Annotated in this window: 28 protein-coding genes; 10 read left to right on the forward strand and 18 right to left on the reverse strand. The window is 32.6% G+C overall.

What is annotated here, in order from left to right:
* Positions 1–51: 51 nt before the first annotated feature.
* From recA to LNP27_RS04015, 4 genes are all read right to left on the reverse strand, one after another.
* On the reverse strand, positions 52–1,059 hold the full coding sequence (gene recA / locus LNP27_RS04000; protein ID WP_229944030.1) for a recombinase RecA: 1,008 nt from the start codon (positions 1,057–1,059) through the stop codon (positions 52–54).
* A gap of 178 nt (positions 1,060–1,237) precedes the next feature.
* Positions 1,238–1,747, reverse strand: coding sequence for an acyl-CoA thioesterase (locus LNP27_RS04005; protein WP_229943221.1), 510 nt, complete (start codon positions 1,745–1,747; stop codon positions 1,238–1,240).
* A 30-nt stretch (positions 1,748–1,777) separates the two neighbouring features.
* Entirely contained in the window at positions 1,778–2,161 is a 384-nt protein-coding gene (locus LNP27_RS04010; protein WP_229943222.1) for a DoxX family membrane protein, read from the reverse strand.
* 4 nt (positions 2,162–2,165) lie between these two features.
* Positions 2,166–3,314 (reverse strand): DNA polymerase III subunit, encoded by a 1,149-nt coding sequence (locus tag LNP27_RS04015; protein WP_229943223.1) that lies wholly within the window; start codon positions 3,312–3,314, stop codon positions 2,166–2,168.
* 285 nt (positions 3,315–3,599) lie between these two features.
* Here LNP27_RS04015 and LNP27_RS04020 point away from each other — a divergent pair, with 285 nt between their 5' ends.
* From LNP27_RS04020 to LNP27_RS04035, 4 genes are all read left to right on the forward strand, one after another.
* Positions 3,600–4,787: a phosphoglycerate kinase gene (locus LNP27_RS04020; protein ID WP_229943224.1), complete on the forward strand. Its 1,188-nt coding sequence runs from the start codon at positions 3,600–3,602 to the stop codon at positions 4,785–4,787.
* A gap of 290 nt (positions 4,788–5,077) precedes the next feature.
* Positions 5,078–7,123 (forward strand): LysM peptidoglycan-binding domain-containing protein, encoded by a 2,046-nt coding sequence (locus LNP27_RS04025; RefSeq protein WP_229943225.1) that lies wholly within the window; start codon positions 5,078–5,080, stop codon positions 7,121–7,123.
* Positions 7,124–7,170: 47 nt separating this feature from the next.
* Positions 7,171–8,148 carry a DUF4837 family protein gene (locus tag LNP27_RS04030; RefSeq protein WP_229943226.1) on the forward strand — a complete coding sequence of 326 codons (978 nt, stop codon included), beginning with the start codon at positions 7,171–7,173 and terminating at the stop codon, positions 8,146–8,148.
* A gap of 36 nt (positions 8,149–8,184) precedes the next feature.
* The gene (locus LNP27_RS04035) at positions 8,185–8,631 is read left to right on the forward strand and encodes a GNAT family N-acetyltransferase (RefSeq protein ID WP_229943227.1); all 447 of its coding nucleotides are present in this window, start codon (positions 8,185–8,187) and stop codon (positions 8,629–8,631) included.
* On the opposite strand, the gene LNP27_RS04040 is transcribed toward LNP27_RS04035, so the two are convergent.
* From LNP27_RS04040 to rnpA, 4 genes are read right to left on the reverse strand one after another with little or no spacing between them, the layout of a single operon-like run.
* Entirely contained in the window at positions 8,632–9,441 is an 810-nt protein-coding gene (locus LNP27_RS04040; protein ID WP_229943228.1) for an OmpA family protein, read from the reverse strand. It abuts the gene before it with no gap.
* Positions 9,441–11,078, reverse strand: a complete 1,638-nt coding sequence (locus LNP27_RS04045) for a S41 family peptidase (protein ID WP_229943230.1) — start codon at positions 11,076–11,078, stop codon at positions 9,441–9,443. Before LNP27_RS04045 ends, LNP27_RS04040 begins: the two co-directional genes overlap by 1 nt.
* A 4-nt stretch (positions 11,079–11,082) precedes the next feature.
* The gene (locus LNP27_RS04050; protein WP_229943233.1) at positions 11,083–11,919 is read right to left on the reverse strand and encodes a DUF4349 domain-containing protein; all 837 of its coding nucleotides are present in this window, start codon (positions 11,917–11,919) and stop codon (positions 11,083–11,085) included.
* Positions 11,920–11,962: 43 nt separating this feature from the next.
* On the reverse strand, positions 11,963–12,343 hold the full coding sequence (rnpA, locus tag LNP27_RS04055) for a ribonuclease P protein component (protein ID WP_229943234.1): 381 nt from the start codon (positions 12,341–12,343) through the stop codon (positions 11,963–11,965).
* Positions 12,344–12,469: 126 nt separating this feature from the next.
* Between rnpA and LNP27_RS04060 the strand changes: the two genes are divergently transcribed.
* The 3 genes from LNP27_RS04060 to LNP27_RS04070 all read left to right on the forward strand — a co-directional run bounded on the left by LNP27_RS04060 (position 12,470) and on the right by LNP27_RS04070 (position 14,965).
* The gene (locus tag LNP27_RS04060) at positions 12,470–13,204 is read left to right on the forward strand and encodes a lysophospholipid acyltransferase family protein (RefSeq protein ID WP_229943235.1); all 735 of its coding nucleotides are present in this window, start codon (positions 12,470–12,472) and stop codon (positions 13,202–13,204) included.
* Between the two features lie 12 nt (positions 13,205–13,216).
* Entirely contained in the window at positions 13,217–14,203 is a 987-nt protein-coding gene (locus LNP27_RS04065) for an acyl-ACP desaturase (protein ID WP_229943237.1), read from the forward strand.
* A 108-nt stretch (positions 14,204–14,311) separates the two neighbouring features.
* Positions 14,312–14,965 carry an HD domain-containing protein gene (locus tag LNP27_RS04070; RefSeq protein ID WP_229943238.1) on the forward strand — a complete coding sequence of 218 codons (654 nt, stop codon included), beginning with the start codon at positions 14,312–14,314 and terminating at the stop codon, positions 14,963–14,965.
* Positions 14,966–15,044: 79 nt separating this feature from the next.
* Here LNP27_RS04070 and LNP27_RS04075 read toward each other — a convergent pair whose 3' ends face one another.
* The 10 genes from LNP27_RS04075 to LNP27_RS04120 form a co-directional block, all read right to left on the reverse strand.
* Positions 15,045–15,455, reverse strand: coding sequence for a hypothetical protein (locus LNP27_RS04075; protein WP_229943239.1), 411 nt, complete (start codon positions 15,453–15,455; stop codon positions 15,045–15,047).
* Positions 15,456–15,599: 144 nt separating this feature from the next.
* Positions 15,600–16,382 (reverse strand): enoyl-CoA hydratase/isomerase family protein, encoded by a 783-nt coding sequence (locus LNP27_RS04080; RefSeq protein ID WP_229943241.1) that lies wholly within the window; start codon positions 16,380–16,382, stop codon positions 15,600–15,602.
* 11 nt (positions 16,383–16,393) lie between these two features.
* Positions 16,394–17,809: a sensor histidine kinase gene (locus LNP27_RS04085; RefSeq protein WP_229944031.1), complete on the reverse strand. Its 1,416-nt coding sequence runs from the start codon at positions 17,807–17,809 to the stop codon at positions 16,394–16,396.
* A 98-nt stretch (positions 17,810–17,907) separates the two neighbouring features.
* Positions 17,908–18,171 carry a four helix bundle protein gene (locus LNP27_RS04090; protein WP_346432402.1) on the reverse strand — a complete coding sequence of 88 codons (264 nt, stop codon included), beginning with the start codon at positions 18,169–18,171 and terminating at the stop codon, positions 17,908–17,910.
* A 148-nt stretch (positions 18,172–18,319) separates the two neighbouring features.
* Positions 18,320–18,868 carry a CopD family protein gene (locus tag LNP27_RS04095; RefSeq protein WP_229943242.1) on the reverse strand — a complete coding sequence of 183 codons (549 nt, stop codon included), beginning with the start codon at positions 18,866–18,868 and terminating at the stop codon, positions 18,320–18,322.
* Positions 18,855–20,210, reverse strand: a complete 1,356-nt coding sequence (locus LNP27_RS04100) for an MATE family efflux transporter (protein WP_229943243.1) — start codon at positions 20,208–20,210, stop codon at positions 18,855–18,857. The genes LNP27_RS04095 and LNP27_RS04100 overlap by 14 nt, the downstream gene beginning before the upstream one ends.
* Positions 20,211–21,266, reverse strand: coding sequence for a ferrochelatase (gene hemH / locus LNP27_RS04105; protein WP_229943244.1), 1,056 nt, complete (start codon positions 21,264–21,266; stop codon positions 20,211–20,213). It abuts the gene before it with no gap.
* 103 nt (positions 21,267–21,369) lie between these two features.
* Positions 21,370–22,236: an AraC family transcriptional regulator gene (locus LNP27_RS04110; protein ID WP_229943245.1), complete on the reverse strand. Its 867-nt coding sequence runs from the start codon at positions 22,234–22,236 to the stop codon at positions 21,370–21,372.
* Between the two features lie 137 nt (positions 22,237–22,373).
* Positions 22,374–22,913, reverse strand: coding sequence for a YceI family protein (locus LNP27_RS04115; protein WP_229943246.1), 540 nt, complete (start codon positions 22,911–22,913; stop codon positions 22,374–22,376).
* Between the two features lie 14 nt (positions 22,914–22,927).
* On the reverse strand, positions 22,928–23,293 hold the full coding sequence (locus tag LNP27_RS04120; protein ID WP_229943248.1) for a hypothetical protein: 366 nt from the start codon (positions 23,291–23,293) through the stop codon (positions 22,928–22,930).
* A 182-nt stretch (positions 23,294–23,475) separates the two neighbouring features.
* Between LNP27_RS04120 and LNP27_RS04125 the strand changes: the two genes are divergently transcribed.
* The 3 genes from LNP27_RS04125 (at position 23,476) to LNP27_RS04135 (ending at position 25,308) form a co-directional block, all read left to right on the forward strand.
* Positions 23,476–23,865: a hypothetical protein gene (locus LNP27_RS04125; RefSeq protein WP_229943250.1), complete on the forward strand. Its 390-nt coding sequence runs from the start codon at positions 23,476–23,478 to the stop codon at positions 23,863–23,865.
* 41 nt (positions 23,866–23,906) lie between these two features.
* A complete protein-coding gene (locus LNP27_RS04130; RefSeq protein ID WP_229943252.1) occupies positions 23,907–24,746 on the forward strand; it encodes a DUF5777 family beta-barrel protein in 840 nt (279 codons plus the stop codon).
* Between the two features lie 124 nt (positions 24,747–24,870).
* A complete protein-coding gene (locus LNP27_RS04135; protein ID WP_229943253.1) occupies positions 24,871–25,308 on the forward strand; it encodes a hypothetical protein in 438 nt (145 codons plus the stop codon).
* Positions 25,309–25,326 lie beyond the last annotated feature (18 nt).

Genomic DNA, 25,326 nt, shown 5'->3' on the forward strand with positions numbered 1-25,326 from the left:
AATGCTCGGAAATTTTCCGAGCATTATGATATTTGATAGTATATAATGGTATTAAGCCTCGGCTAATTCCTTTATTCTAGCTTTGATTTTCACTTCTAATTCATCAGCTAATTCAGGATTGTCTTTAATTAAAGATTTCACTGCATCACGACCTTGGCCTAATTTAGTTTCACCATAGCTGAACCAAGAACCTGCTTTTTTGATGATTTCAAACTCCACAGCTAGATCTAAAATCTCTCCCGTTTTAGAAACTCCTTCGCCATACATGATGTCAAATTCTGCTACTTTAAATGGTGGAGCCACTTTGTTTTTTACAATTTTCACTTTCGTTCTGTTCCCTAGAACATTGTCTCCATCTTTAATTTGAGTAGAGCGACGAATGTCTAAACGTACTGATGCGTAAAATTTCAATGCATTTCCTCCAGTTGTGGTTTCTGGATTTCCAAACATTACTCCAATTTTTTCTCTCAATTGGTTAATAAAGAAAACAGTACAGTTTGTTTTGCTAATAGTTCCTGTTAATTTTCTTAAAGCTTGAGACATCAAACGAGCGTGAAGACCCATTTTAGAATCTCCCATTTCACCTTCAATCTCACTTTTTGGAGTCAAAGCTGCAACCGAGTCAATTACAACAATATCAATTGCACCGGAACGAATCAAGTTTTCAGCAATTTCTAAAGCTTGTTCCCCGTTATCTGGCTGTGAAATAATAAGATTTTCGATATCTACCCCTAATTTTTCAGCATAATTTCTATCAAAAGCGTGTTCAGCATCAATAAAAGCAGCTATTCCACCCGCTTTTTGAGCTTCAGCTATTGCATGAAGTGTCAAAGTAGTTTTTCCAGAAGATTCTGGACCGTATATTTCAATGATTCTTCCTCTTGGATAACCACCAACTCCTAATGCTAAATCGATTCCTAAAGATCCTGAAGAAATAGTTTCTACTTCTTCAACGGCTTTATCACCCATTTTCATTACAGTACCTTTTCCGTAGGTCTTATCTAGCTTGTCAAGCGTAAGTTGTAGCGCTTTTAATTTGGATTCTTTTTCTGTACTCATCTTCTCTTTTACCTTTTCTTTCATCGATTTGTATTATTTTATAACTGTAAGAAACTGACAGGATGAATAATTATCCTGAAAACTTCAATTTTGTATGAACATTTATTTTCGTAAAAATACTCCTTTTTTCAATCAAAAAATACCTTTAAAAATATTTTAGATTAAATATAACAAGTTGCTATAGAAACAAAGCTTTTAGTTCAGTTGCATCTTGTGGATTCATTTTTCCAGCTAAAACTAAACTCAGTTGTTTGCGTCTTAATGCTGCTTCAAAACGTTGTATTTCAAGTTCTGTTTCTGGAACTATTTGTGGTACTTCAACTGGTCTTCCTGTGTCATCTACAGCTACAAAAGTATAAATAGCTTCGTTAGCTTTAGTGCGATTTCCGGATTGTCTGTCCTCTACCCAAACGTCGATATAAATTTCCATAGAACTTTTGAATGCTCTTGAAACTTTGGCCTCTACATTTACAACACTTCCTAATGGAATTGCTCTATTAAAAGCTACGTGATTTACTGATGCTGTCACCGTGATTCTTCGGGAATGTCTCCCAGCAGCAATACTGGCAGCACGATCCATACGTGCTAATAATTCGCCGCCAAATAGATTATTCAAAGGATTCGTTTCGCTTGGTAAAACTAAATCGGTCAATATAGTCAAAGACTCTGAAGGATGTTTTGGTGTCATTTTATTTGTAATGTTAATGCTTTTTAATTTTTAGTTTAACCAATAAACGGCTAAAATCGCTGGTATGAAATAGATAACAATTGTTCTTGCACCATCATAATCTTTAGCTAATCGTTGTCCGAATAGCAACATCAACAAAGTAATACAAGAGAAAACAGCTCCGTAAAACCCGAAGATTCTCCCATTATTCATTAATAATTCGATACAACCTACGATGCATAAAATTCCTGAAATCAATTCTAGTACGAGAATGTTTGCTAAAGCTAATGGTACTTGGTTTTTTAAAGGTGTTTTAGAAAAATGGCCTTTTAGCCAATCTACATTATCTTTCCAGTAAAACAATTTGTCATATCCGGATTGTAGAAAAGTGATGGCTAAAAATATTAAAATTAATATTGAAGTAATGTTGTTCATATCTTTATTTTTTGTGAATTAAACGGGTGAGTTTGATTGATAAATCGGTTAAAATAATTTTAGCGTTTCCATTACGCTCAATATGGTACATAGCATCCGAAAGTTCTTTGAAAATATCATTGATGTTATTGCCATTTACAAAAGGAGCAAAATTCTCTAATTTGAATTTTTCTACTTGTGGTTCTATATAAACTAAGTCTTTCGCTTGATAATTTAATAATAAAGCTTGGCGAAACATATCAATACAAAAGTGCAGAAATTTTTTCTGAGTTTCTCTTCCTAAACCAGCAATTTGTTCACTCCACTGAATTAAATCTTGAATAGCTGCCGCATTTCCTTTGGCTCTAAAAGCGGCACGAACCCAATCAACAAACCATTTCTCAAAAAAAGTAGATTCACTATCTGGCTGTAATAATTGTAGTGCTTTATTATAATTTCCTTGTGCCTGATGTGCTATTTTATGCGCTGTTTTAGACTCTATATTCTTATTTGAAATTAAGGAATCAGCAATCACTTTTTCAGGCAAACCATTAAAATGCAATACTTGACAGCGTGATCGAATTGTTTGTATTATATCTTCTTCGTTTTCTGATATTAATATAAAGACAGTTTTGTCAGTAGGTTCTTCTAGTAATTTCAATAATTTATTTGAAGCGGCTATATTCAATTTATCGGCCATCCAAATAATCATTATTTTGTATCCGCCTTCGTATGATTTTAGAGCTAATAATTTTAAGATTTCTTGAGAATCATCAACTCTAATTTCTCCTTGTTTGTTTTTAACTCCAAGGATTTGATACCAATCAAATAAGCTTCCGTATTTATTTTGTTCTAAAAACTGACGCCATTCCACAATGAAATCAATGCTTTTTGGTTTAGTTTTAACCTCGTCAGTGCTAACAGTAGGATAAATAAAATGCAAATCAGGATGCGAAGTTTTTTGGAATTTTATATTACAAGCTTCGTTTGATCCATCATTTTCAGCATTTTGATTATTGCAAATAAGATATTGTGCATAAGCAATAGCCATAGGCAAAGTCCCACTTCCTTCAGGGCCTACAAATAATTGTGCATGTGGAATTCTACCTGTATCAGCACTTTTTGTCAAATGACTTTTTATATGTTCTTGCCCTAAAATTTCTGAAAATTGCATAAAGCAAAGATATAAGAAAATGGTTTAGTCTAAAATTTTAGGAGGCAAAGTTTCGATGCGGTTAAGATTCAAGTTAACGCTCAATGTGTGTTTTTCTTCTGAGAATTAAATGATCTCAATTTCATAATTAAAAACAGAGAAATGATTAAAAAGAAGCATTATTTATAAGTTTACATCGATTTCGTTGCTTGAAATTTATTTTACATCGTTTGGCTTAATTTATTAATAATTTAAAAGTTCTATATTTGTTATTCCTTTTAAGAAAATAAACTAAAAAATAGAGCAATGAAAACTTTAAATGATTTCGATTTCAATAATAAAAAAGCCATAATAAGAGTTGATTTCAATGTGCCTTTGGATGAAAATTTCAAAGTAACCGATGCTACCCGTATTGAAGCTGCAAAACCAACCATCGACGCAATTCTTGCTCAAGGTGGAAGTGTAATTTTGATGTCGCATTTAGGAAGGCCAAAAGGAGTAGAGGAAAAATATTCTTTAAAACATATTCTTTCAAAAACTTCTGAAATTTTAGGAGTTCCTGTTCAGTTTGCTTCAAACTGTATTGGTGAAGACGCAACTACTGCTGCAGCCAATTTAAAATCAGGTGAAGTTTTATTATTAGAAAATTTACGTTTTCATGCTGAAGAAGAAGCTGGAGATATTGCTTTTGCAAAACAATTAGCATCTCTTGGTGATATTTATGTAAATGATGCTTTTGGTACGGCTCATAGAGCACATGCATCGACTACAATTATTGCACAGTTTTTTCCAAATGAAAAATGTTTCGGAATGTTATTGGCTAAAGAAATTGAAAGCTTGAATAAGGTTCTTAAAAATAGTGAAAAACCAGTAACTGCTGTTTTAGGAGGTTCTAAAGTTTCTTCTAAAATTACCGTTATCGAAAATATTTTGGACAAAGTAGACCACATGATTATTGGTGGTGGAATGACTTTTACTTTTGTAAAAGCATTAGGAGGTAAAATTGGTGATTCTATCTGTGAAGATGACAAACAAGAACTAGCCCTAGAAATATTGAGATTGGCTAAGGAGAAAGGGGTTCAAATTCATATTCCAGTTGATGTTGTGGCGGCAAATGATTTTTCAAATGATGCCGAAACTCAAATTGTTGACGTAAAAGAAATTCCCGATGGATGGCAAGGATTAGATGCTGGACCAAAATCATTGGAAAACTTCAAAAAAGTAATCATGGAGTCTAAAACTATTCTTTGGAATGGTCCATTAGGTGTTTTTGAAATGCCAAATTTTGCAAACGGAACTATCGCTTTAGGAAACTTTATTGCTGAATCAACTACTAATGGAGCATTCTCTCTTGTAGGTGGAGGTGATTCTGTTGCTGCCGTAAAACAATTTGGACTGGAAGATAAAGTAAGTTACGTTTCTACCGGTGGTGGTGCGATGTTAGAAATGCTGGAAGGGAGAGTATTGCCTGGAATAGCAGCTATTTTAGACTAAAAATAACTGTTTTTTGCGTTTTGAAGCACATACGAAACTAAGCATAAACAACATAAACAATTCTTAAAACCTTAGCAATAAAGTCCTAGTTGCTAAGGTTTTTTGTTTGTAATAGTATCAAATTGTATTTCAAAGGCGATTTTCAATATCAAATAGCTGAAAATTCCTTCTTATCAGACTAAATATTGCATTTTTAACAATATTTAAAGAAGTTTTTAGTTTAAACCTATTAAGTTTGTAAAAATTAAGCTTTGTAATCATTTGAAATATAGATCTTTGATCGTAAAATTATGAGTATAAAAAATACCACCCTATCCCTTTTTATATTGTTATCTGTTCAAGTATTTTCTCAGGAAAATGTTGAAAACACAATAAGTGACAAATTTGAAACAAAAATATCCTATCTAGATTCCATCAAGAAAACATTTGTTAATAATGAATTAGCATCTCGTGTTGATAGCTTGTGGATGAAAGAATTAACTAGCTTGGATTTATACAATACCATTACTGGAGATATTGAAAAAGTTAATATTGATGCTGCAGTAGATTATGAATTACCTACTGAACTTTTGAAAGAAAGACTGGCGGCAATGGACGCAAAATCTCCCTTTAATATTGAGTACAATCAAGGTCTAGAAAATATCATCAAATCATTTTTGAAAAACAGAAAAAAATCTTTCGAAAGATTGATGGGTGTTTCAGAATATTATTTTCCACTTTTTGAAGAGGCTTTAGCCAAACAAAATGTACCATTAGAAATTAAATATTTGGCTGTAGTAGAATCAGCTTTAAATCCAAGAGCCGTTTCTAAAATGGGTGCTACTGGATTGTGGCAATTTATGTATCACACCGGAAAACAATACGGTTTAAAAATTGATTCCTATATTGATGAACGCAGTGATCCTTTAAAATCTAGTGAAGCCGCAACGAAGTATATGACTAATATGTACAAAATGTTTGGCGATTGGGATCTAGTTTTAGCATCCTATAATTCTGGTCCGGGTAATGTTTCTAAAGCAATTAGACGTTCTGGAGGTCAGAAAAATTATTGGAATATTAGAAAAAATCTCCCGAAAGAAACTCAAGGTTATGTTCCCGCTTTCCTTGCAACAATGTACCTTTACGAATACCACAAAGAGCACGGGATTGTGCCGCAAAGAGCGACTGTGCAACATTTTGCTACAGATACGATCATGATTAAACAACAATTATCTTTTAAACAAATAGGTGATTTACTGGATGTTCCTGTAGCACAATTACAACTTTTAAACCCATCTTATAAATTAAATGTAGTTCCATTTTATAAAGATCAAAACCATTTTTTAAGATTGCCGCAAGAGAAAATAGCTGTTTTTGCTTCTAATGAAAGTCAAATCTATGCGTATGCTGAGCATGAATTAAACAAACGAGAAAGACCGTTTGAATCTACAAGAGCTTTAGCTATAAAAGATTCAGCTAGTCCTTCTGCTAAAAGTTCTAATGGTTCAAAAACTACTTATTACACAGTAAAACGAGGAGATAATTTAAGCTCTCTAGCTGATAAATATGATGTTTCTGCCTTTCAAATAAAAAAATGGAACAATCTTAAAAGTAACACAATTGCTTACGGAAAAAGTTTAAAAATAATTACAGGCGGTAATGAAGCAAAATCATTGAAGAAAGAATCTATAATTGACACTGTTCCGTCTCAAATTATTTCAAAAAATCAGAGTATAGTAGCTAAGACTGCTAAGGAAGAAACAACTCTTACTAGAGGAGTTGCAGCTAAAGAAAACGCATTTACTTATTTAGTTCAAAAAGGAGATAATTTGTACACTATTGCACAAAAATATAATGTAACGATCGCTGAACTTCAAGAATGGAATAACATTTCTAACGATAATCTTCAATATGGTGCTTTGTTGCAAATTGCTAGTAAAGAGTTAGAATCTAAAGAAGAGATAGCTGTTGTGCAAGAAAGAAAAGATATTGAATATGTTGTTCAAAAAGGAGACAAGTTAAATGCTATAGCTACTAAATTTGGTAGTTCGTTAGCTGATTTGAGACTTTGGAATAAGCTAGCAGATAACAAAATTTCTATTGGAAAAACTTTAGTTGTTGCTAAAGATGAGGTTGCAATTGTTACTGAAAAAGCTGATGTAAGTTCTTTTAAAACTAAATCAACTGTCGCTTCATCAAGTAAAAAAAGTGCAGCTGAGTACTCTGTTAAAAAAGGGGATTCCTTATTTAGCATTGCTAAAAAATATCCTGGAGTAACTATTTCTGACTTAAAAAAGTGGAATGATATTCGCAATGAAGATATTCAACCTGGAATGAAACTTAAAATTAACGGATAATACAATAAACTTGTATAAATTTGGGTTTTATCTTTAATAGAGTAGCAATGAAAAAAGCCCATTTTTTATTCTTTTTTGTATCATTACTTTTGTTTTCATGCAAAAACAATAATGATCAAATACCTCGTAAATCGTCGGGAAAGATTAATACTATTTCTGTTGTAATTGATGATCAATTATGGAATGGTGACATTGGCGATACTATTAGAAACAAGTTTGCATCTCCTGTAATAGGTTTGCCTCAAGAGGAGCCATTATTTAATATCAATCAATATCCAACTAAACTTTTAGAAGGTTTCATGACCGATACTCGAGCCATCATTGTAGTGAAAAAGGCAGCAGAGAATAAGTTTGAAATCATTAAAAATCAGTACGCATCTCCGCAAAACGTAATTCATATTTCTGGTAAAACAGCTTCTGATATTATTGCTTGTATCGAAAAGAACAGTGCTCAGATCATCCAGATAATTAAAGATGGTGAAATAGGTGAGAGCCAAAGAATAAACGAGCAATCATTAATTAATCCAACAGTAATTGCTAATAAATTTCAAATTGAAATAAAAATCCCTACCGGATATTCGTATGTGCTACAGAAAAGCAATTTTATGTGGTTAAAAAAGGAAATAATAGGTGGAAATAACAGTCTATTAATTTACCAAGTTCCTTTAAATACTATTAAAAAAGAAGGTGATTTAGTCAGTTGTATTGTTAAAATGCGTGACTCAATAGGGAATATGTACATAAGTGGAAAGGAACCCGATACTAATATGCTTACAGAAGAAGCGTATGCGCCATATCTATTTAAGAGCAGCCATTATGGTAGAGAAACTTTTGAAACTAAAGGTACTTGGCAACTAAACAATGATTTTATGTCCGGACCATTTATTAACTACTCCATTATTGATCCTGATTACAATCGAATTCTGGTGTTAGAAGGATTTTGTTACGCACCTTCAAAAGATAAAAGAGATTTAATGCACGAACTGGAAGCGATTATTAAAACAGTTGTTATTAAAAAAAGATAACTTTTTCCTTTATTTGTATCTTAAAAATAACAAACCATGGCACTACAGTGGAAAATTAAATCCTTTGACAATCTTTCAGTACACGAGTTATATGATTTACTTCGTTTAAGAAGCGAGATTTTCGTTGTGGAACAAAATTGTGTTTATCTTGATCTTGACGGAAAAGATAAAGTCGCTTTACATCTTTTTGGTGAATTTGAAGGTAAAATAGTAGCTCACGCTAGGCTTTTTAAACCTGGAATAACTTTCGACAACTCTTCTATAGGCAGAGTAACTGTTGATGCCAATTATAGAGACCGAAAATGGGGTCATGATTTAATGCGCGAAGCGATTGCTGGGATTAAGTGTTATTTTGGCGAAAGCCAAATCACTATTGGTGCACAATTATATCTTAAAAAATTTTACGAAAGTCATGGTTTTGTTCAAACCAGTGAAATGTATCTTGAAGATGACATTCCGCATATTGAGATGATAAAGTCGTAGTTAATTCTTTATAATCAAAAATTCAACTCTGCGATCTTGGGCGTCACCTTTGCCTAAAGGCGATTTATTTCCGTTTCCTGAATACTGCATTCTAAGCCTATTTATGCCTTTGCCATTGAGGTAATTATAAACGGCTTTTGCTCGGTTTAAAGATAATTTAGGTTCCGTGGTTTCTATATCGATAGCATCAGAATATTTACTAGAAGTACAGCATACATGTCCTATAATTTTGAACTCTAATGATTTGTGTTTCTGTAATAGAATTATAATTTTGTCTAATTCTTTTTTAGATTGCTCTGTTAGTTTGCTACTTCCAAGCAGGAATAGAATATTATCTAGATAAATACGATCACCTACTTTATGGTTTTCTTGAAACGAATTATAAATTCCGTTTCCAAAACTATTTTTATTTACTGCAAACAAGTCAACTCTTCTGTTTTTAGAGCGAATTTCATATATATTTTCGAGTTCCTCTTTTTTCAAAACAACACGCCCTTTACCTTCAAAAACTATGATTTTGCTTTTATTAAAACCATTTTCAGTAAGAATGTTTTGAACCGTTAAAACTCTTTTTTTTGATAGTTCATCATTATATTGATTAGCACCTCGATCATCACAATAGCCATAAATTTGGATTGATTCGACTTTTGCTGTGTCTATTCTTTTTATAAAATTAACTATTATTTCTATTTGATTATTTGGAAGGTTGAACTTGTCAAATTCAAAATATACTGTCTCTATAGGTCTTTCTTGAGATGATAAATAGCCAAAGAAAAGTAATGCTACTATACTTACTAATAATCTATCCATTAAATTTTGAGAATCGTATTGTATGCGCCAGTATTGCTCAAAAGAGTAGTGGCTCTCTTGATCTCAGCATTGTTTTGAATGTAATATTGGTACAAACCTTCTTGATATTGGTATCTTTTAATGATTTCATCTACCATTAAATTTTTAATCTCCTTTTGATTTTTATCTAGTAAGGTGTTTTCAGTTTTTTGAAGTGCATTCAGTAATTGTTGGTATTCTACTAGAATTGATTCATCTAATTTTTCTTTTTTGGCTATAGCCAAAGTGTTTTTCAAAGCCAATTCCGTTTCAGTGTCGAATGAGAATTTTTGAGCTTTTACAAATTGTTTAAAGTCACTATAATCAGCATCAGAAATAACAGGGATTTTGTTACCTAAATTTGGATTTTTATAATAATAACTAGTAACATAATCGAAAATTGCATCGTTTCGTAACAAAGCATTTGTAATAGGGCTTGATTTACTTTCCTCTAATTCCACGTCAGGTTGAATTCCACCGCCATCATATACAGTTCTGCCTTTTCTGGTTTTAAAAGCGTTAAAGTTTTTCTCATCTGTTTTTAATGCTTTTCCATTTTGATCTTTTTTCGAATAATCTAATGCTTGAATACATCTTCCAGAAGGGGTGTAATAACGAGAAATTGTCACTTTTAGCTGGGTTCCGTATGTCAAATCTACAGGTCTTTGTACCAATCCTTTTCCAAAACTGCGACTGCCTAAAACTACAGCTCTATCTAAATCTTGTAAAGCTCCTGCAACAATTTCCGATGCTGAAGCACTTCGATCATTTACCAGTATTATCAAAGGAATTTGAGTATCTACGGGATCTTGTTGGGTTTTAAAAGTATTGTTGTGTTTGTCAATTTTTGATTTTGTAGTTACAATAGTTTCATTTTTTGCAACAAAAAGATTACAGATATTTACAGCTTCATTTAATAATCCTCCTGGATTATCTCTTACATCTAATATGATGCGTTCAGCACCTTCTTTTTTAAGTTGTTCTAGCGCTTCTTTGGTTTCTTGAGAAGCTTTTTTGTTAAAACGAGCTAAGACTATATAGCCGGTTTTATTGTCTATTTTTGCAAAAAACGGAACCGATTTTATTTCGACTTCGTCCAGAATGATTTGAGTTGTGTTTTCTTTTCCTTGACGAAGATATTTTATGTCAATTTTAGTGTTCTTAGTGCCTTTTAATAACTGTGAAGCTTCGTCCTTGTAATCAATTATTTTAACGTCGCCTATTTGTGTAATTTGATCACCAGGTTTTAATCCTGCTTTGTCTGCTGGAAAATTTTTATAAATTTCTTTTACGATTAATTGGTCTTTTTTTCTGGAAAGTGTGGCGCCAATTCCGGTATATTCTCCAGTACTATTGATCTTGAATCGTACTACATCTTGCTCGTTGAAGTAAACAGTGTAAGGATCTAAACTGGCTAGCATTCCCTTTATGGCTTTATCCATTAAATCGCCTGGATTAGTTTCGTCAACATAATTTTTATTCAATTCTTTAAAAAGAGTGGTGAATACCTCTATTTGCTTGGCAATTTCAAAGAAATCATCTTTGAAACTGGTTCCAACAAACAAAAATGCCGAAGCGACGATAGGAATTATATATCTTTTTTTGAGTAATGCGTACATTGCTTTATGTTTTTTTTGTCTTAAATCTTTTTCTAATGAAGTAAATTATAGCAATTAGGAAAATTATAAACGGCCAAATACTAAGCAAGTTTATAAATAAAGTCGAAATACTGTTGAATCCAGATTTAATAGCTGTCCAAATTTTCATTCCATAAGAGGCTGTTACACCACTTTGTTCAGCGATAGGTTTATAGAATTCTACAGTGATTGTGCTAAATGTAACTCGGTTTTGCATATAGTTCAACTGACCTTCTTTTGCTTCTATTTCTTCGCGAATATTTGAAAGTTGTTTTTCAATTTCTAACATTTCCGAAACTTTAGTTGCTTTTTTCAAAAGTTCGAGATATCGATTTTCTAATACTTTTTTAGCTTTTAACCGTGCATCAATGTCTATATATTCAGCCGTTACATCCTGTGATGATATTTCTTTATTGTCGAAATAAACAACTCCTTTTGAAATAGATTGTATAAACACATCAAAATTTTCACTAGGAACCCTAATAATTATTCTTCTAAAAACAGATTGGTAATCCTTACCTTCTGTGTCATTTTGAATAGTTGCATTATAGCTCTTTACTGCATTTTGTATTTGAGTATAGGTAACCGTTAAATCATTGGTTTCAAAACGAAGATTTCCTTCTTTGATGATTTTTTGTTCTATGTTTTGCGGAATTTCTTTTGTTTGTGTGTTACTTTCGGCTTTGTCATAAAAGGTATTCGCTGCTGAAGCTTCTTTTGGTGGAAGTTTGATCTCCGATATTTTCATATCTAAACCATCGTCGGCTTTTTTACAACCAGAAAAACAAAAGAATAAAACAAAAAACAAGGCTATTGACTTCATAAACATGACATTTTAATGCTAAAAATACAAAAAATAGAATACTTTACTCTTCTTTTTTTATCTGCTGAATAAACTTCTCAAACAATTGAATCGTTTTAGTATTGATTTCTTCATAAGAAAGTCGATCCTTTGTTTGATAAAAAAACATGAAGGAATACGGTTGGTCTAAATTATCTAGTAATAAGTGTTTGTTGAGTCGATAGGTTTCGCGAAGGATGCGTTTAAAATAATTACGATCAACTGCTTTTTTGAAATTCTTTTTTGAAACAGAAACGCCCATCTTGATTTTCTGGCCTTCGCCAAAAGATCCCGATTTATAGACCAATCGCAACGGATATTTAGATACTGATTTTCCTTCAGTAAACAATAATTCAATCGTGATTTTACTTTTTAGCTTTTCGTTTTTAGGGTATTTAAAATTCATTTTATTTAAAAAAAAGGCGTAAATTTAAAAGAGCAAAGTTACGATTAAACGTTGATGCTATTTATTGTTTTGGATTTAAATACTGCTAAAAATTTATTTCCTACTTTTGCAGTTAATTTTTAAAGCATGCAGAAGATAATTTCGTATCCCATTTCCGTTATTTATTACTTACTTTTTGGGCTTACCTTGGTGATTTTTCATCCTATTCAATGGATTTGCTTTACTGTTTTTGGTTATCAAGCGCATAAAGTAAGCGTTGACTATTTGAATTTTTTCTTGCTGAAATGTACTAATATTTTAGGAACAACTTACAAGTTTGAAAATATTGATAGTATTCCTAAAAATGCTCCTTTGATCTTTGTTTCAAATCATCAAAGTATGTATGATATTATTGCGATGATTTGGTTTTTTCGACGTTTTCATTGTAAATTTGTTAGTAAGAAAGAATTGGGAAGCGGTATTCCTAGTGTTTCGTACAATTTGCGTCATGGTGGCTCAGTTCTTATTGATAGAAAAGATCCAAAGCAGGCCATTCCCGCTATAAAAGGATTAGCAGATTATATAGAGAAAAATAACCGTTCAGCCGTTATTTTCCCAGAAGGTACTAGAAGTAAAACAGGGAAACCTAAAGAGTTTGCACAGAGTGGTTTGAAAATTTTGTGTAAATATGCACCCTCAGGTTATGTTGTTCCAATTAGTATAAACAATTCTTGGAAAGTAGTGAAATATGGATTTTTTCCTTTAGGTCTAGGAAATCACCTTACTTTTGAGGTGCACAAACCACTAGCAGTTGCAGATTATGATTTTGCGGAGCTAATGAAATTAACTGAAAAATCAGTTGTAAAAGGAATAAAAATTTAAATTAGAAATATAATGTCAATAAAAAACATTCGATTAGAAGTAATGCAGTTTTTGGAAAAAAACGTGACGAGCTATGTAGATCAATATTTGATACCAGTTGAACAAATTTGGCAACCATCTGATTTTTTACCTAATTCTGAAAGCGATAATTTCCTTGAAGAAGTGAGAGAGCTACGCGAAATATCTAAGGATTTACCTTATGATTTTTGGGTTGCAATGGTAGGAGATACAATTACAGAAGAAGCTTTGCCAACCTATGAAAACTGGTTGATGGAGGTAGAAGGAGTTGATAATTTAGAAAGAAATGGTTGGTCAACTTGGGTTCGTCAATGGACTGGGGAAGAAAATCGCCACGGTGATTTGTTAAACAAGTATTTGTATTTATCAGGTCGTGTAAATATGCGCGAGGTTGAAATGACAACTCAGCATCTAATCAACGATGGTTTCGATATTGGGACTGGAAGAGACCCTTACAAGAACTTTGTTTACACAAGTTTCCAAGAGTTAGCAACTTATGTATCGCACAATAGAGTGTCGCAATTAGCTAAAAACTATGGTGACAAAAAATTGTCTAAAATGTGCAAAATGATTGCTGGCGACGAAATGCGTCATCATCATGCATACAGTGAGTTTGTAAATCAGATTTTTAAAGTGGATCCTAGCGAAATGATGCTTGCTTTTCAATACATGATGAAAGCTAAAATCGTTATGCCAGCGCATTTCTTGAGAGAATCAGGACAAAAGATAAGTTCTGCTTTTGAGCATTTTTCTGATTCAGCACAAAGAATTGGGGTTTATACTGCCAATGATTATGTAGATATTATGCAAAAATTAATTAACAAGTGGGAAATTGACAAAATTAGTGGTTTGACAGATGAAGCTGAAAAAGCGCGTGATTACTTGATGAAATTACCAGCTAGAATGGCTCGAGTTTCCGAAAGGTTGGTAATTCCACAAGAGTCTCATATGTTCAAGTGGGTTGAACCTGCAAGATTATAGAAACAAGAATTCAGATTTTTTCAAATTGATTTTAAATTCCAAAGTATAAAATGTTGATTTTTGAAGATAGTCTTTAAAAATCAACATTTTTTTTAACGTATAGTATTAATGATAAAGACTGATTTAATAGGCAAAACGATTGTATTTGTAAAAGCAAAATTAGCAAATGCCGAAGCAGGACACGACTGGTTTCATGTAGAGAGAGTTTATAGAAATGCAATTTTAATTTCAAAAAATGAAGTTTGTAATACTGCGATTGTACAGTTAGGAGCTTTACTTCATGATATTGCCGATAGTAAATTTCATGATGGAGATGAGACGGTTGGGCCAAAAATGGCACGCGAATTTTTAGAATCACAGGAGGTAGATGAAGCAACAATAGCACATGTTATTAATATTATTGAAAACATCTCATTTAAAGGCGGAAATTTCGAAAAGTCATTCTCTTCTAAAGAGTTGGATATCGTTCAAGACGCAGATCGTTTAGATGCGATTGGCGCCATAGGAATCGCTAGGATGTTTAATTATGGAGGTTTTAAAAATAGAGTAATCTATGATCCTAAAATCGCTCCTAAAAATAAGATGACTAAGGAAGAGTACAAAAAGAATAATTCGCCTACAATTAATCATTTCTATGAGAAATTATTCCTGTTGAAAGATAAAATGAATACTGAAACGGGTAAAGAAATCGCAAAGGAACGTCACCGTTATATGGAAGGATTCCTATCTCAGTTTTATGCGGAGTGGGAAGGGGAGAAGTAGGATTTTAGATCGAGGATTAACGATTTTAGATTTCAGATTTTTTTGGATTTCAGATTTTTAAATCAAAAATCAGCAATCGTTAATCAAAAATCGAAATCCCTTTTTCCTTCATTTCTAGTATAACATCGGAGGCATTTTTAAAAGTAGGTGCTTGTTCCACAATAGTTCCTACTCTTTTTTTATTCAATTTAAAAGTAATATCTTTTTCAGTTGTAAATAGCAAAGCAGTTAAAAATGGATTATTCATATAAGGAGCTAGTAGCATAAAGGCTTCGTCTAGCGTATGTGTCGATTCTATTTCTTCTGTTTTGTATTTTGCGGTAAGCGAAAGTGCAAATACATCATTCTCTAATAAAACAGGGCGAACATAAATGTTTTTCAAATCAGTGTCACCAATTGTTTTTGCTAGAGTTAATTTAGCGTAAGTCTTATTCTCAATGCTTTCTTTTACTTTTTCCCAAAATTGAGCGAATATAGGTTGGTATGACATGTGTTTGTATTTATGTTGTAAAATATCCAAAATAGGACTACAAAATTAGTATTTGTTGACTGAAGAATTGGTTTTAGTTAAAGATTATTTCGTTAAAAACCGTTTTAAAATAAAAAGAGAACCTGATTGGCTCTCTTTTATTATTTATTTTCCTGTAAAAACAGCTTTTCTTTTCTCGAGAAATGCAGTTGTTCCTTCTTTAAAATCCTCTGTTCCAAAACATTTTCCGAAGGATTTTATTTCGGTTTTATAACCGTTTTTACCTTCCTTGAAATTAGCATTAACTGATTTTATTGCTTTGCTAATCGCGTTGGGCGAGTTTTTCACTATTTTTTGTGCAATTCCATTGCAAAATTCTAGCAGCTCTGTTTGCGGTACTACATGATTTACAAGTCCTGTTCTATAGGCCTCATCTGCAGTAATCATTCCTGCTGTCATAATCATTTCCATTGCACGTCCTTTCCCAATTAATTGAGGCAAACGCTGCGTTCCTCCATAACCAGGAATAACACCCAGAGAGGCTTCTGGCAACCCCATTTTAGCATTATCTGATGCCACTCTAATATGACAAGCCATAGCTAATTCTAATCCGCCCCCTAACGCAAATCCGTTTATGGCTGCGATTACAGGTTTATTAAGGTTTTCGATAAAATCAAATAATTTTTCTTGTCCTTCTGCAGCTAACTTCGTTCCTTCATCAACTGAAAAATGAGCAAACTCAGAGATATCCGCACCAGCAACAAATGCTTTTTCGCCTGATCCGGTCAATATGATTACTTGAACTTCCTTGTTTTTATTCAATGTTTTGAATGCTTTATGCAGCTCGCTAATAGTTGCTACGTTTAGTGCATTCAGTTTTGATGGTCGGTTTATCGTTACAGTTGCGCTATTATTTTCAATATGTATTACTATGTTTTCGTAGTTCATAAGGTTTGTTTTTAGGTGTTAATTATGGGAAGTGTAACCGTAAAAGTGGTTCCTTTTCCCAGTTCAGATATAAAGGTAATTGTTCCTTTATAATTTTCAATGATGTTTCTAATAATTCCGAGACCAAGGCCCATTCCGCTTGTTTTAGTTGTAAATTTCGGTTCGAATATTCGAGCTATATCTTTTGATTGAATTCCAATTCCATTATCTGAAAAAGTAATTAATACATTATTGTCTTCTTTTTTAATTCGGACACGAACTGATTTGTGTTCCTGCTCTTCTGGAATAGACTGTATCGCGTTTTTAGCTAAATTCGTAATAATTCGGATGAGTTGTGTACGGTCAATTATCGAAATAATTTCTGGTGATTCGCTGATAACTTCTATATATTCTTCATTAAAAATATCCATCGCTAGCTCTACCACTTCAACTACGTTTAAGGTTTCATTTTGTTGCGCTGGCATCGAAGCAAAATTCGAAAATGCAGATGCAACGGCAGTCATTGTGTCAATTTGCTGAATTAAAGTTTCAGAGTAATCGTGCATTTTCTGTTTGACATTTGGATCACTTGGGTCAAATTTCCTCTGAAAACTCTGAACTGTTAGTCGCATTGGCGTAAGCGGATTTTTAATTTCGTGTGCTACTTGTTTCGCCATTTCGCGCCAAGCTTCCTCACGTTCGCTTTGGGCTAATTTTAAGGCACTTTTCTCTAATTCATCGACCATTGCGTTGTACGAATTAATCAATAGATTAATCTCTTTGCTGCTGGCTTCTAATACGATTTTCTCGTTTTTTTGACTTAAACTCGTTTCGCTTAATTTGTCTGAAATGGTTTTTAGAGACTTTGTGATGTATGACGAAAGGAAATACGCTAAAGCAAAAGCCATAATTAACATGAATGAATACACTTGGCCTAAGCGAATTAGAAAGCTTTTCAATTCATTTTCATAATAACCGTCATCCTCAACATAAGGTAAGTTAAGAATTCCTAGGGGTTTAAATTTATCATCTTTGATTTGGCTAAAAGCCGAACGATTCTTTTTACCATCAATAGTTTTGATGTCGACGTATCTTTTTTCAATAGAAGAGCGCACGAGTTTCAGAATGTACTTTGGAATTGGTGGTGCTACTTTATCAACTGAAAAAGATTCTTTAGAGGATTTTAATAACTTCCCATCTAGACTATAAATATTGATTTCTACGTTATGAATATGTGCAAGCTCATGAATTTTGTCTTTGAAAATTAAATCTAAATTTCCAGAAGTAAGCGGATAAGTAGTTGTGGAAAGTATGAAGTTGATATGTTGTTTTACCGCGTTTTCATTACGTTCCAGACGCTCTTGATGGTATTCCTTAGCTTCATTTTTAAATTGGATAATAGAAATAGATGCTAAAATAACAGATGCCATCAATATCAAAATGATCATCGAAAGGAAAAACCTGATTCGTAAGGAGAGCGTTGCCATTTTAAAACCTTTCAGCATTTTTTAAGTGTTCAGTGTTCAGTTTGAAAATTGTACACAAGTTAATCATTTGTTTTTACTCCAAATTTATTTGGATTTCGAATCATGTAATTTATAAGCTTTCCCACCTCTTTGTTTTCTTTACAGAAAAGAATAAATGTTTCTTCAGAAATATAGTCGCACGCAAAACAAAACTCCAGCCAAATATGTGTTTCTGAATTTTCAGCATCACAATCAGTTAGTTTGCTGTCAAAATGTGTGGCATAATCTCTGTTTCTATAAGTCTCTGCACTATTTGCACAAACACTTCGAGAAGATCTTCTTATTTGATCTGTTAAAGAATATGTCTCTTCTTATGGAAAAGATTTACTTAAATCAAAAATTTTCATAGCTAATTAAAACCCTTTTTGATGAGCTAATAGATCTTGATATCACATTTTTATTGGTTTAGTTAGTAACCGAATACTAAAGGAACTACTTCTTCTCTCTAATTCTTTTATAAAATTTAAATCCTAACATAATTAAAATCGAAAATGCAAAAATTCCAATAACTCCATAAATCCAGTTTACGGCATTTTTTAAAATTACTAAAAATACTACTGCAAAAAGAATAATGGTTGCGCCTTCATTCCACAAACGCATATAATTTGTGGAGTATTTTACCTCGTCGTTTTGTAATTCCTTGAATATTAAGTGGCATTTCCAATGGTATAAATAGAGCGCAAATACGAAGCTAAGTTTTACATGCATCCAAGGTTGCTGTAACCAGGATTGACCTAAATCAGTAAAAAACAACATCCAATACGCAAAAATACTAGCTAAAACTGCTGACGGCCAGGTGATAATGTACCAAAGACGATAGGTCATTACTTTGTACTGTTTTTGTAAAATTTCTTTCTCTGGAGATGGTTTCTCGTTAGCCTCTATTTGGTACACAAATAGCCTAACGATATAAAACAATCCTGCAAACCAGGTAATAACAAAGATAAGGTGTAAGGATTTTAAGTAATTATAATATTCCATCGGTAGTTTGAATCATTTTTATTTTCATTTCTTTTTTTAGAAAATAGCCAGTCAATATGGTAGATAATACATCGGCTATTGGGAATGCAATCCACACTCCAAAAATACCTAAAAATTTTGGTAGAATTAATACTAAAGGGATTAGGAAAAACCCTTGTTTGCTTAAAGTCAAAAGTAACGCTTTTTTTGCATTTCCAGCTGCTTGAAAATAAGCTGCACCTATTAATTGGATAGCAATAATAGGAGACGCAGCGAATACCCATCGTAATGCGTCAGGAGTTTGAGCTATTACTAGCTCATCTGTAGTAAATACGGTAACTATAGATTTAGCAAAAATTAAAATAAAGATAAAAATTACTGTAGCTAGAAAAGCGGCATATTTTATAGAGAGTACAACACTTTCCTTAACTCTTTGATGATTTCCTGCGCCATAATTATATCCTGCAATTGGTAGAAATCCTTGAGTAATTCCTAAAATAGGGAACACAGCAAACATTAACATCCTACTGATAATTCCGTAAATAGCTACTGAATGCTCGCCGCCGTAAGTATATAAGGTATGGTTTAGTATGATCGATAAAATGCTCACAACGCCTTGTCTTGAAAAAGTAACAAAGCTTAGTTCTGAGATTTCCTTGACAATAGGCAATTTGAATTTAAAATATTTTGCAGTTAATTTTAATTCGCTTCTGTAAAGAAAAAACCATAGTACGAATAAGAAGCAAGAGAAATAGGAAAGTGCTGTTGCTAAAGCAGCGCCAAATAAGCCTAAATTCATAAATTTTATAAAAACAACATCGAGTATAATATTTATAAAAGCGGGAATAATCATGGCAACCATAGCAAATTTAGCTTTGCCTTCAGCACGAATAATGTTGTTACCCATCATACAAAGCCCTAGAAATGGAACGCTAATAATAATAGGGAAGAAGAATTCCTCAGCGGGTTTTATTATCGCTCCTTCAGCGCCAAATAGCGCTAACATCTCGTCACTAAAAAAGATACCAAGAATCACAAAGATTAATGACAATAAAAGTGTCATCATGATTTGATTAGCAAAAGTATTTTTAGCTTTTTCGGTATCATTTGCACCTAAAGCTCTGGAGAGTACAGAGCCACCTCCCACACCAATCGCCATTCCTAAAGATGAAATTAAAAAAGTAATGGGCAAAACTACCGTTACCGCCGCAATGGCAAGAGAACCAATCCATTGTCCGACAAAAATAGTGTCAATCAAAATATTGACGGACATGAACAGAACACCAATAGAGGATGGAACTGCTTGTTTTATCAGCAGTTTTCTAATATCTTGGCTTCCTAAATCCTCGGCGGTAACAGCCATTTATGCGTTTATTTTTTCAGCATTAGGTTTAATAGATGAGGAAGTGTTTGACCATGTTGTTATCCAGTTACCAACTGTTTGACACCAGTCATCGCTATCATTTAAACAAGGAATAGCTAAAAATTCTTCACCACCGTGTGCTTTAAATTCATGATTAGCTTCCATAGCAATTTCTTCTAGTGTTTCTAAACAATCGGATACAAAAGCAGGAGTTACAACAGCTAGTTTTTTAATTCCTTTTTCAGGCATTTTGTTTACTTCAACATCAGTGTAAGGTGTTAACCATTTGTCACCCGCTAAGCGCGATTGAAATGTTTGGCTGTATTTTCCTTCTGGAATTCCAAGTAGTTTAACGACCTGTTTTGTTGTTTCATAACATTGGTGACGGTAACAAAACTCATGCGCAGGTGATGGAGTATTACAACAAGAACCGTCAATTTTACAATGAGACTTAGTAATATCTGTTTTACGAATGTGACGCTCCGGAATTCCGTGATATGAGAATAATAAATGATCATAATCATAACCTTGTAAGTGGCCTTTGATCGAATCAGCAAGATTTTTGATGTAATCTGATTTGTTATAAAAAGCTGGAACGATAGTAAATTTCATTTCTGGAAAATGTTTTTTACGTAAATCTTCAGCTAGTTCTAAAATTGTAGTAGTAGAAGCCATGGCATGTTGCGGGTACAAAGGAAATAACATCACTTCATTTACACCTTTATCATGCAATTCTTGTAAACCAGATAAAAGAGAAGGATTTCCGTAACGCATCGCTAGTGCAACTGGCACATCAACTAATTGTTTTACTTTTTCGTGCATTCTTTTAGAAATAACGACAAGTGGCGAACCTTCATCCCACCAAATTTTGGCGTAAGCTGCGGCAGACTTTTTAGGCCTTGTTTGAAGAATGATTCCACGAACTAATAATGCTCTCAACAAAAACGGTACGTCGATAACGTATTTGTCCATTAAAAATTCATCTAAATAAGGTTTTACATCCTTTGCTGTCGGACTTTCTGGAGATCCTAAATTTACTAATAATACGCCTTTCATTGTTTTTGTTTTATTTTTCTCAAAAGTACTGCAAGTACCTAATGAGAATTATGATAAATGTTAGTTTTTATTTATTCTTAAATATGTTTAGCTTATACTTTTTTTAAACATTAGTATTTATAGACATCAAATATTTTTTTGGTGTTGTGCCGTATTTCTTTTTAAAAGCTGCAATAAAGTGGCTTCCTGTACTATAGCCTATTTTTAAACCCACCTCATTTACATTGTAGGAACCGCTATCAAGTAGTTTTCGAGCAGCATCCATCTTGTAATCAAATAGAAATCCATAAACGGTATCGCCATAAATTTGTTTGAAACCCATTTTTAGCTTTTTCAAATTCAAACCAATTTCATCTGCTAATTCCTGTAATCCTGGTGGTTCAGACATGTTAGCTATGATGATTTCCTTTGCTTTTCTGATTTTCATCACGTTTTCTTCATCGATCAAGAAAGGACATTGCTCGGCATTTGGATCCTCAGTTCTATTGAAATATAAACTTAATAATTCGTATCCTTTTCCTTTGTAATAAAGGTTTTTAATAGATGGATTTAGGTTGTAATGAAACATTTGGTTCAAAACAATTGCCATTGATGGACTAATATCACTCTCGTTGTAATACTTCTTTTCTTTGTTTTCCTTGCTTAAAAATGGGATATTCTCAGCATCTGTAGTAAAGAGTCCATGAAATTTTTTGATAGAAACAAATATTGAAATCAACCAGGTTTTTGGATCAATTTCAACATTTAGCGGAAGTTCTTTCTCAGTATTATAAAACAATAAAGCTTTTTCCTCTTTTAGTTTTAAACTATAATTTCCCTGATTGAAATTGTAATTAGCACTTCCCTTTAAGCCAAAATGAAATTGTATCAACCCTAATTGTATCGGACGCTGAAAAACAGCAACTTCATCAGTGTTATTTTGAAAACGAATTAAAATAAAATCATCGTCAATTTTTATTTCTTCCTCCATTTATAGATTTATTTAATTCAACGAACTGAAGTTTAGAATTACAATTCTACTCTTTCACGACCTTCAAAAATAAATCTTTTAAATGGTTAAATGTTCACTTCCGTCTAAATTTATAAAATCTTTAATTTTTGTGCTTGTTATTTTAAAACAGATGCTACTTGAATATTGATTTTGTTAGAAACTTTGTTCTTTACTACCGATGGAATAGCGATATTAAAATCGCTTGCATTCACTGGGAAGTTAGCGTTTAGATTAATTCCTGAAGCGGATTTACTAATTTTAGCAATTGTTTTTACGGGCACAGATTTTCCATGAATTTCGAGCTTGCCGTTCAACACAAAATCTTTTGGTGTTGAGGTTAATAATGAAGTGTCTAAACCTTCAATTTTTCCTTTAAAAATCGCTTTTGGGAAACGGTCACTTTCAACGTAATTTTCATTAAAATGTTCTTCCATTAAAGCAATTTTAAATCGGAAACCTTTCATTAAAACTAGACTTGCTATTTCGCCTGTTACTGGATTTAAAACTAGCGTTGCATTATTGTTAACTGCTTTAACTTCTTCAAAAGCTGGTACAGAAGCTTCAAAAGTTACTATTGAGGATTTGCTAATTATTTTTTCCTGTGCAAAACTGATGTTTGATATATAAAGTAGCGCTACGATTATAATCTTTTTCATGTTTATTTAATTTGTTATTTTAATAATCCGTCTTGATTCCATTTTATTATAATATCGATCGTTGCTTGTGGTAATCTTGGGCCGCCTTGTGGCATCAACAAACTATTGCCATTGCTCAGGGAAATTCTATTTAATAATCCTCTGTTTTGAACTGCATTTTGAACTTGTTCATAAGTTACTAATGGCATTGGCGCACCATTTCTAGGCACTGCTGCATGACATGAAATACAGTTGTTGTCAATAATAGCTTTTACATTTTGCGTGTAAGTTACTTGCCCCAAAACTGGTGGATTATCCATCAGCGTTTCAGAATTGTCACTGCTACAAGCTACAAAAAAGCTGGTGGAAGAAAGGATTGCCATTAATTGTGTTGCTTTCATAATATTTATGGTTTTAAGTTAAGTGCGCATTCTCAAAATGCTAAAGATTTTTTTAATAAACCTCCTTTTAGCACTTACGTAAAAGTTCGAGCTTTAGTTTTCTGGATTTTATTTTTCTCTCCTGAGATCCAATATGTTGCTTTTTGCGTAAATGAAATTAACTAAACTCTAAATAAACTTATATGTACAAAAAAACACTATTTGCGATTTTTATTTTCTTAGTAGGTGGACTATCTATTTATTATTATGTGTACCAAGGTCATAGAAACATTGACGGCGAAAAAGCTGCGTACACTCTTGAAACTGCTGAGTTGCAAAAAGATTTTATTGCTAATGATAGTCTAGCTCTCCTTAAGTATCAAGATCAAACTATAGAGTTGAGGGCCAGAATAACCTTGATTGATTTAGATAATAATGCTCTTGTTCTGGATAATAAAGTATTTGCCACTTTTAATGACAGCCTGCCTCAGGACCTTAATACAAATGAGATTTTTAATGTAAAAGGTAGATTTCTTGGCTACGATGAACTGCTAGACGAATTCAGAATGGATCAGAGTTCCATTGTAAAATAAAAACCAATTAAAATTAATTAACAATCCAAAAATAAATTCTCATGAAAAAATTATTCCTACTCTTATTTTTACTTCCATTATTAAGTCACTCACAAACCGATTTATTATCTGGAATAGATACTGTTGCTACAAATCAAAAAGTTGTTTCTGCTTTTAAAGGTTTAAAAATTGTAAATCTCGAATCGACAAAACTTGCTGCAAAAGGCGATTTGTATTTTATTGTAGCCCACAGATTTGGCTCCGTAAAAGATGGCTTTGAAGGTTTTTTTGGTTTAGATAATGCAAATACCCAAATAAAATTTGTTTACGGGCTGAAAGAGTGGTTAACGATTAGTGCTGCCAGAAGTGAGTTAGCTTATGATTTTTCTACTAAATACACTTTACTTAGCCAAGTAAAAGATGGTTTTCCGGTTACAATAGCTGGTTTTACTAGTTTAGCAATCAATAATACACTGAAAGAAAGCTTGTATCCAAAATTGACATTTGATAATCGCTTAACTTATGTAGGACAGTTGTTAATTTCGAGAAAATATTCAGATAAGCTATCTTTAGAAATTGCACCTACCATTTTCCATGAAAATTTTAACGAAAATCCAATTCAGGATAACACCCAATATGCAATAGGTTTTGGAGGGAGATATAAATTATCAAAACGCTGGTCGCTTAATATAGATTATGCAGCTCATTTAAACCGCGGATCAAATTCAGTATTCAAGAATCCATTATCTATAGGATTCGATTTAGAAACTGGAGGACATGTTTTTCAAATGCATTTTACCAGTTCACAAGGAATTCACGAAGCGGGATACTTAGGTCAAACAACTGGTGACTGGGCTAAAGGGGATGTTTTCTTTGGCTTCAATCTACTTAGAGCTTTTTAAAAAACAGAAATTACTTCCCTCTAAAACACTAGTTTTATTTAAAGTGATTCTAAATAAAGGATAATTGCATTTATTTAAAACCAAATTTTACAAATCCTCGTAAATGATTTGAAAACACATAAACATGAAAAAATCAAGTAAAATTATTAAGAGAGTGCTTTATTCAATAGCAGGAATTGCTGTTGTCTTTATTGCAATTTTAGTTTTTCACATTGCAACGGCTAAACCAGCAGTGTATGATGCGCCAAATTTACAAATAAGTAGAATTGATTTTAAATCGAATATCGATTCGCTTAAAGCAAAAGAAATTTGTGCCGACTTAAGAACTATAAAGGGTTTGACTTCGGATTCGATTATTGTAAAAAGAAACGTGGTAGTTTATTTCCATAATAATAAAATTACCAATTCAGAGAAAGTGTATGATGAACTAATGGCAAAAAGACCGTATGATGCAAGTCGCTTTATTTTACCGCAAGGTTTAGAGAATAAAGAAGTATGTCCTATTGATCAAAACAGTATGACTTATAAAGTATCAAAGAGTATAAATCAATTTTTTAATTAACCCCTTAAATTCAATTAT

The sequence above is a fragment of the Flavobacterium galactosidilyticum genome (assembly GCF_020911945.1).
Taxonomy (GTDB): Bacteria; Bacteroidota; Bacteroidia; order Flavobacteriales; family Flavobacteriaceae; genus Flavobacterium; species Flavobacterium galactosidilyticum.

Coding starts and splice junctions, on each gene's coding strand:
- LNP27_RS04120 (WP_229943248.1), bottom strand. CDS start 23,293: ATGAAAGCAACACAATTAATGGCAATCCTTTCTTCCACCAGCTTTTTT.
- LNP27_RS04135 (WP_229943253.1), top strand. CDS start 24,871: ATGAAAAAATCAAGTAAAATTATTAAGAGAGTGCTTTATTCAATAGCA.
- LNP27_RS04045 (WP_229943230.1), bottom strand. CDS start 11,078: ATGTACGCATTACTCAAAAAAAGATATATAATTCCTATCGTCGCTTCG.
- LNP27_RS04040 (WP_229943228.1), bottom strand. CDS start 9,441: ATGGATAGATTATTAGTAAGTATAGTAGCATTACTTTTCTTTGGCTAT.
- LNP27_RS04125 (WP_229943250.1), top strand. CDS start 23,476: ATGTACAAAAAAACACTATTTGCGATTTTTATTTTCTTAGTAGGTGGA.
- LNP27_RS04005 (WP_229943221.1), bottom strand. CDS start 1,747: ATGACACCAAAACATCCTTCAGAGTCTTTGACTATATTGACCGATTTA.
- LNP27_RS04030 (WP_229943226.1), top strand. CDS start 7,171: ATGAAAAAAGCCCATTTTTTATTCTTTTTTGTATCATTACTTTTGTTT.
- hemH (WP_229943244.1), bottom strand. CDS start 21,266: ATGAAAGGCGTATTATTAGTAAATTTAGGATCTCCAGAAAGTCCGACA.
- LNP27_RS04010 (WP_229943222.1), bottom strand. CDS start 2,161: ATGAACAACATTACTTCAATATTAATTTTAATATTTTTAGCCATCACT.
- LNP27_RS04075 (WP_229943239.1), bottom strand. CDS start 15,455: ATGTCATACCAACCTATATTCGCTCAATTTTGGGAAAAAGTAAAAGAA.
- LNP27_RS04070 (WP_229943238.1), top strand. CDS start 14,312: ATGATAAAGACTGATTTAATAGGCAAAACGATTGTATTTGTAAAAGCA.
- LNP27_RS04100 (WP_229943243.1), bottom strand. CDS start 20,210: ATGGCTGTTACCGCCGAGGATTTAGGAAGCCAAGATATTAGAAAACTG.
- LNP27_RS04060 (WP_229943235.1), top strand. CDS start 12,470: ATGCAGAAGATAATTTCGTATCCCATTTCCGTTATTTATTACTTACTT.
- rnpA (WP_229943234.1), bottom strand. CDS start 12,343: ATGAATTTTAAATACCCTAAAAACGAAAAGCTAAAAAGTAAAATCACG.
- recA (WP_229944030.1), bottom strand. CDS start 1,059: ATGAGTACAGAAAAAGAATCCAAATTAAAAGCGCTACAACTTACGCTT.
- LNP27_RS04085 (WP_229944031.1), bottom strand. CDS start 17,809: ATGATCATTTTGATATTGATGGCATCTGTTATTTTAGCATCTATTTCT.
- LNP27_RS04115 (WP_229943246.1), bottom strand. CDS start 22,913: ATGAAAAAGATTATAATCGTAGCGCTACTTTATATATCAAACATCAGT.
- LNP27_RS04095 (WP_229943242.1), bottom strand. CDS start 18,868: ATGGAATATTATAATTACTTAAAATCCTTACACCTTATCTTTGTTATT.
- LNP27_RS04130 (WP_229943252.1), top strand. CDS start 23,907: ATGAAAAAATTATTCCTACTCTTATTTTTACTTCCATTATTAAGTCAC.
- LNP27_RS04050 (WP_229943233.1), bottom strand. CDS start 11,919: ATGAAGTCAATAGCCTTGTTTTTTGTTTTATTCTTTTGTTTTTCTGGT.
- LNP27_RS04065 (WP_229943237.1), top strand. CDS start 13,217: ATGTCAATAAAAAACATTCGATTAGAAGTAATGCAGTTTTTGGAAAAA.
- LNP27_RS04025 (WP_229943225.1), top strand. CDS start 5,078: ATGAGTATAAAAAATACCACCCTATCCCTTTTTATATTGTTATCTGTT.
- LNP27_RS04020 (WP_229943224.1), top strand. CDS start 3,600: ATGAAAACTTTAAATGATTTCGATTTCAATAATAAAAAAGCCATAATA.
- LNP27_RS04035 (WP_229943227.1), top strand. CDS start 8,185: ATGGCACTACAGTGGAAAATTAAATCCTTTGACAATCTTTCAGTACAC.
- LNP27_RS04110 (WP_229943245.1), bottom strand. CDS start 22,236: ATGGAGGAAGAAATAAAAATTGACGATGATTTTATTTTAATTCGTTTT.
- LNP27_RS04015 (WP_229943223.1), bottom strand. CDS start 3,314: ATGCAATTTTCAGAAATTTTAGGGCAAGAACATATAAAAAGTCATTTG.
- LNP27_RS04080 (WP_229943241.1), bottom strand. CDS start 16,382: ATGAACTACGAAAACATAGTAATACATATTGAAAATAATAGCGCAACT.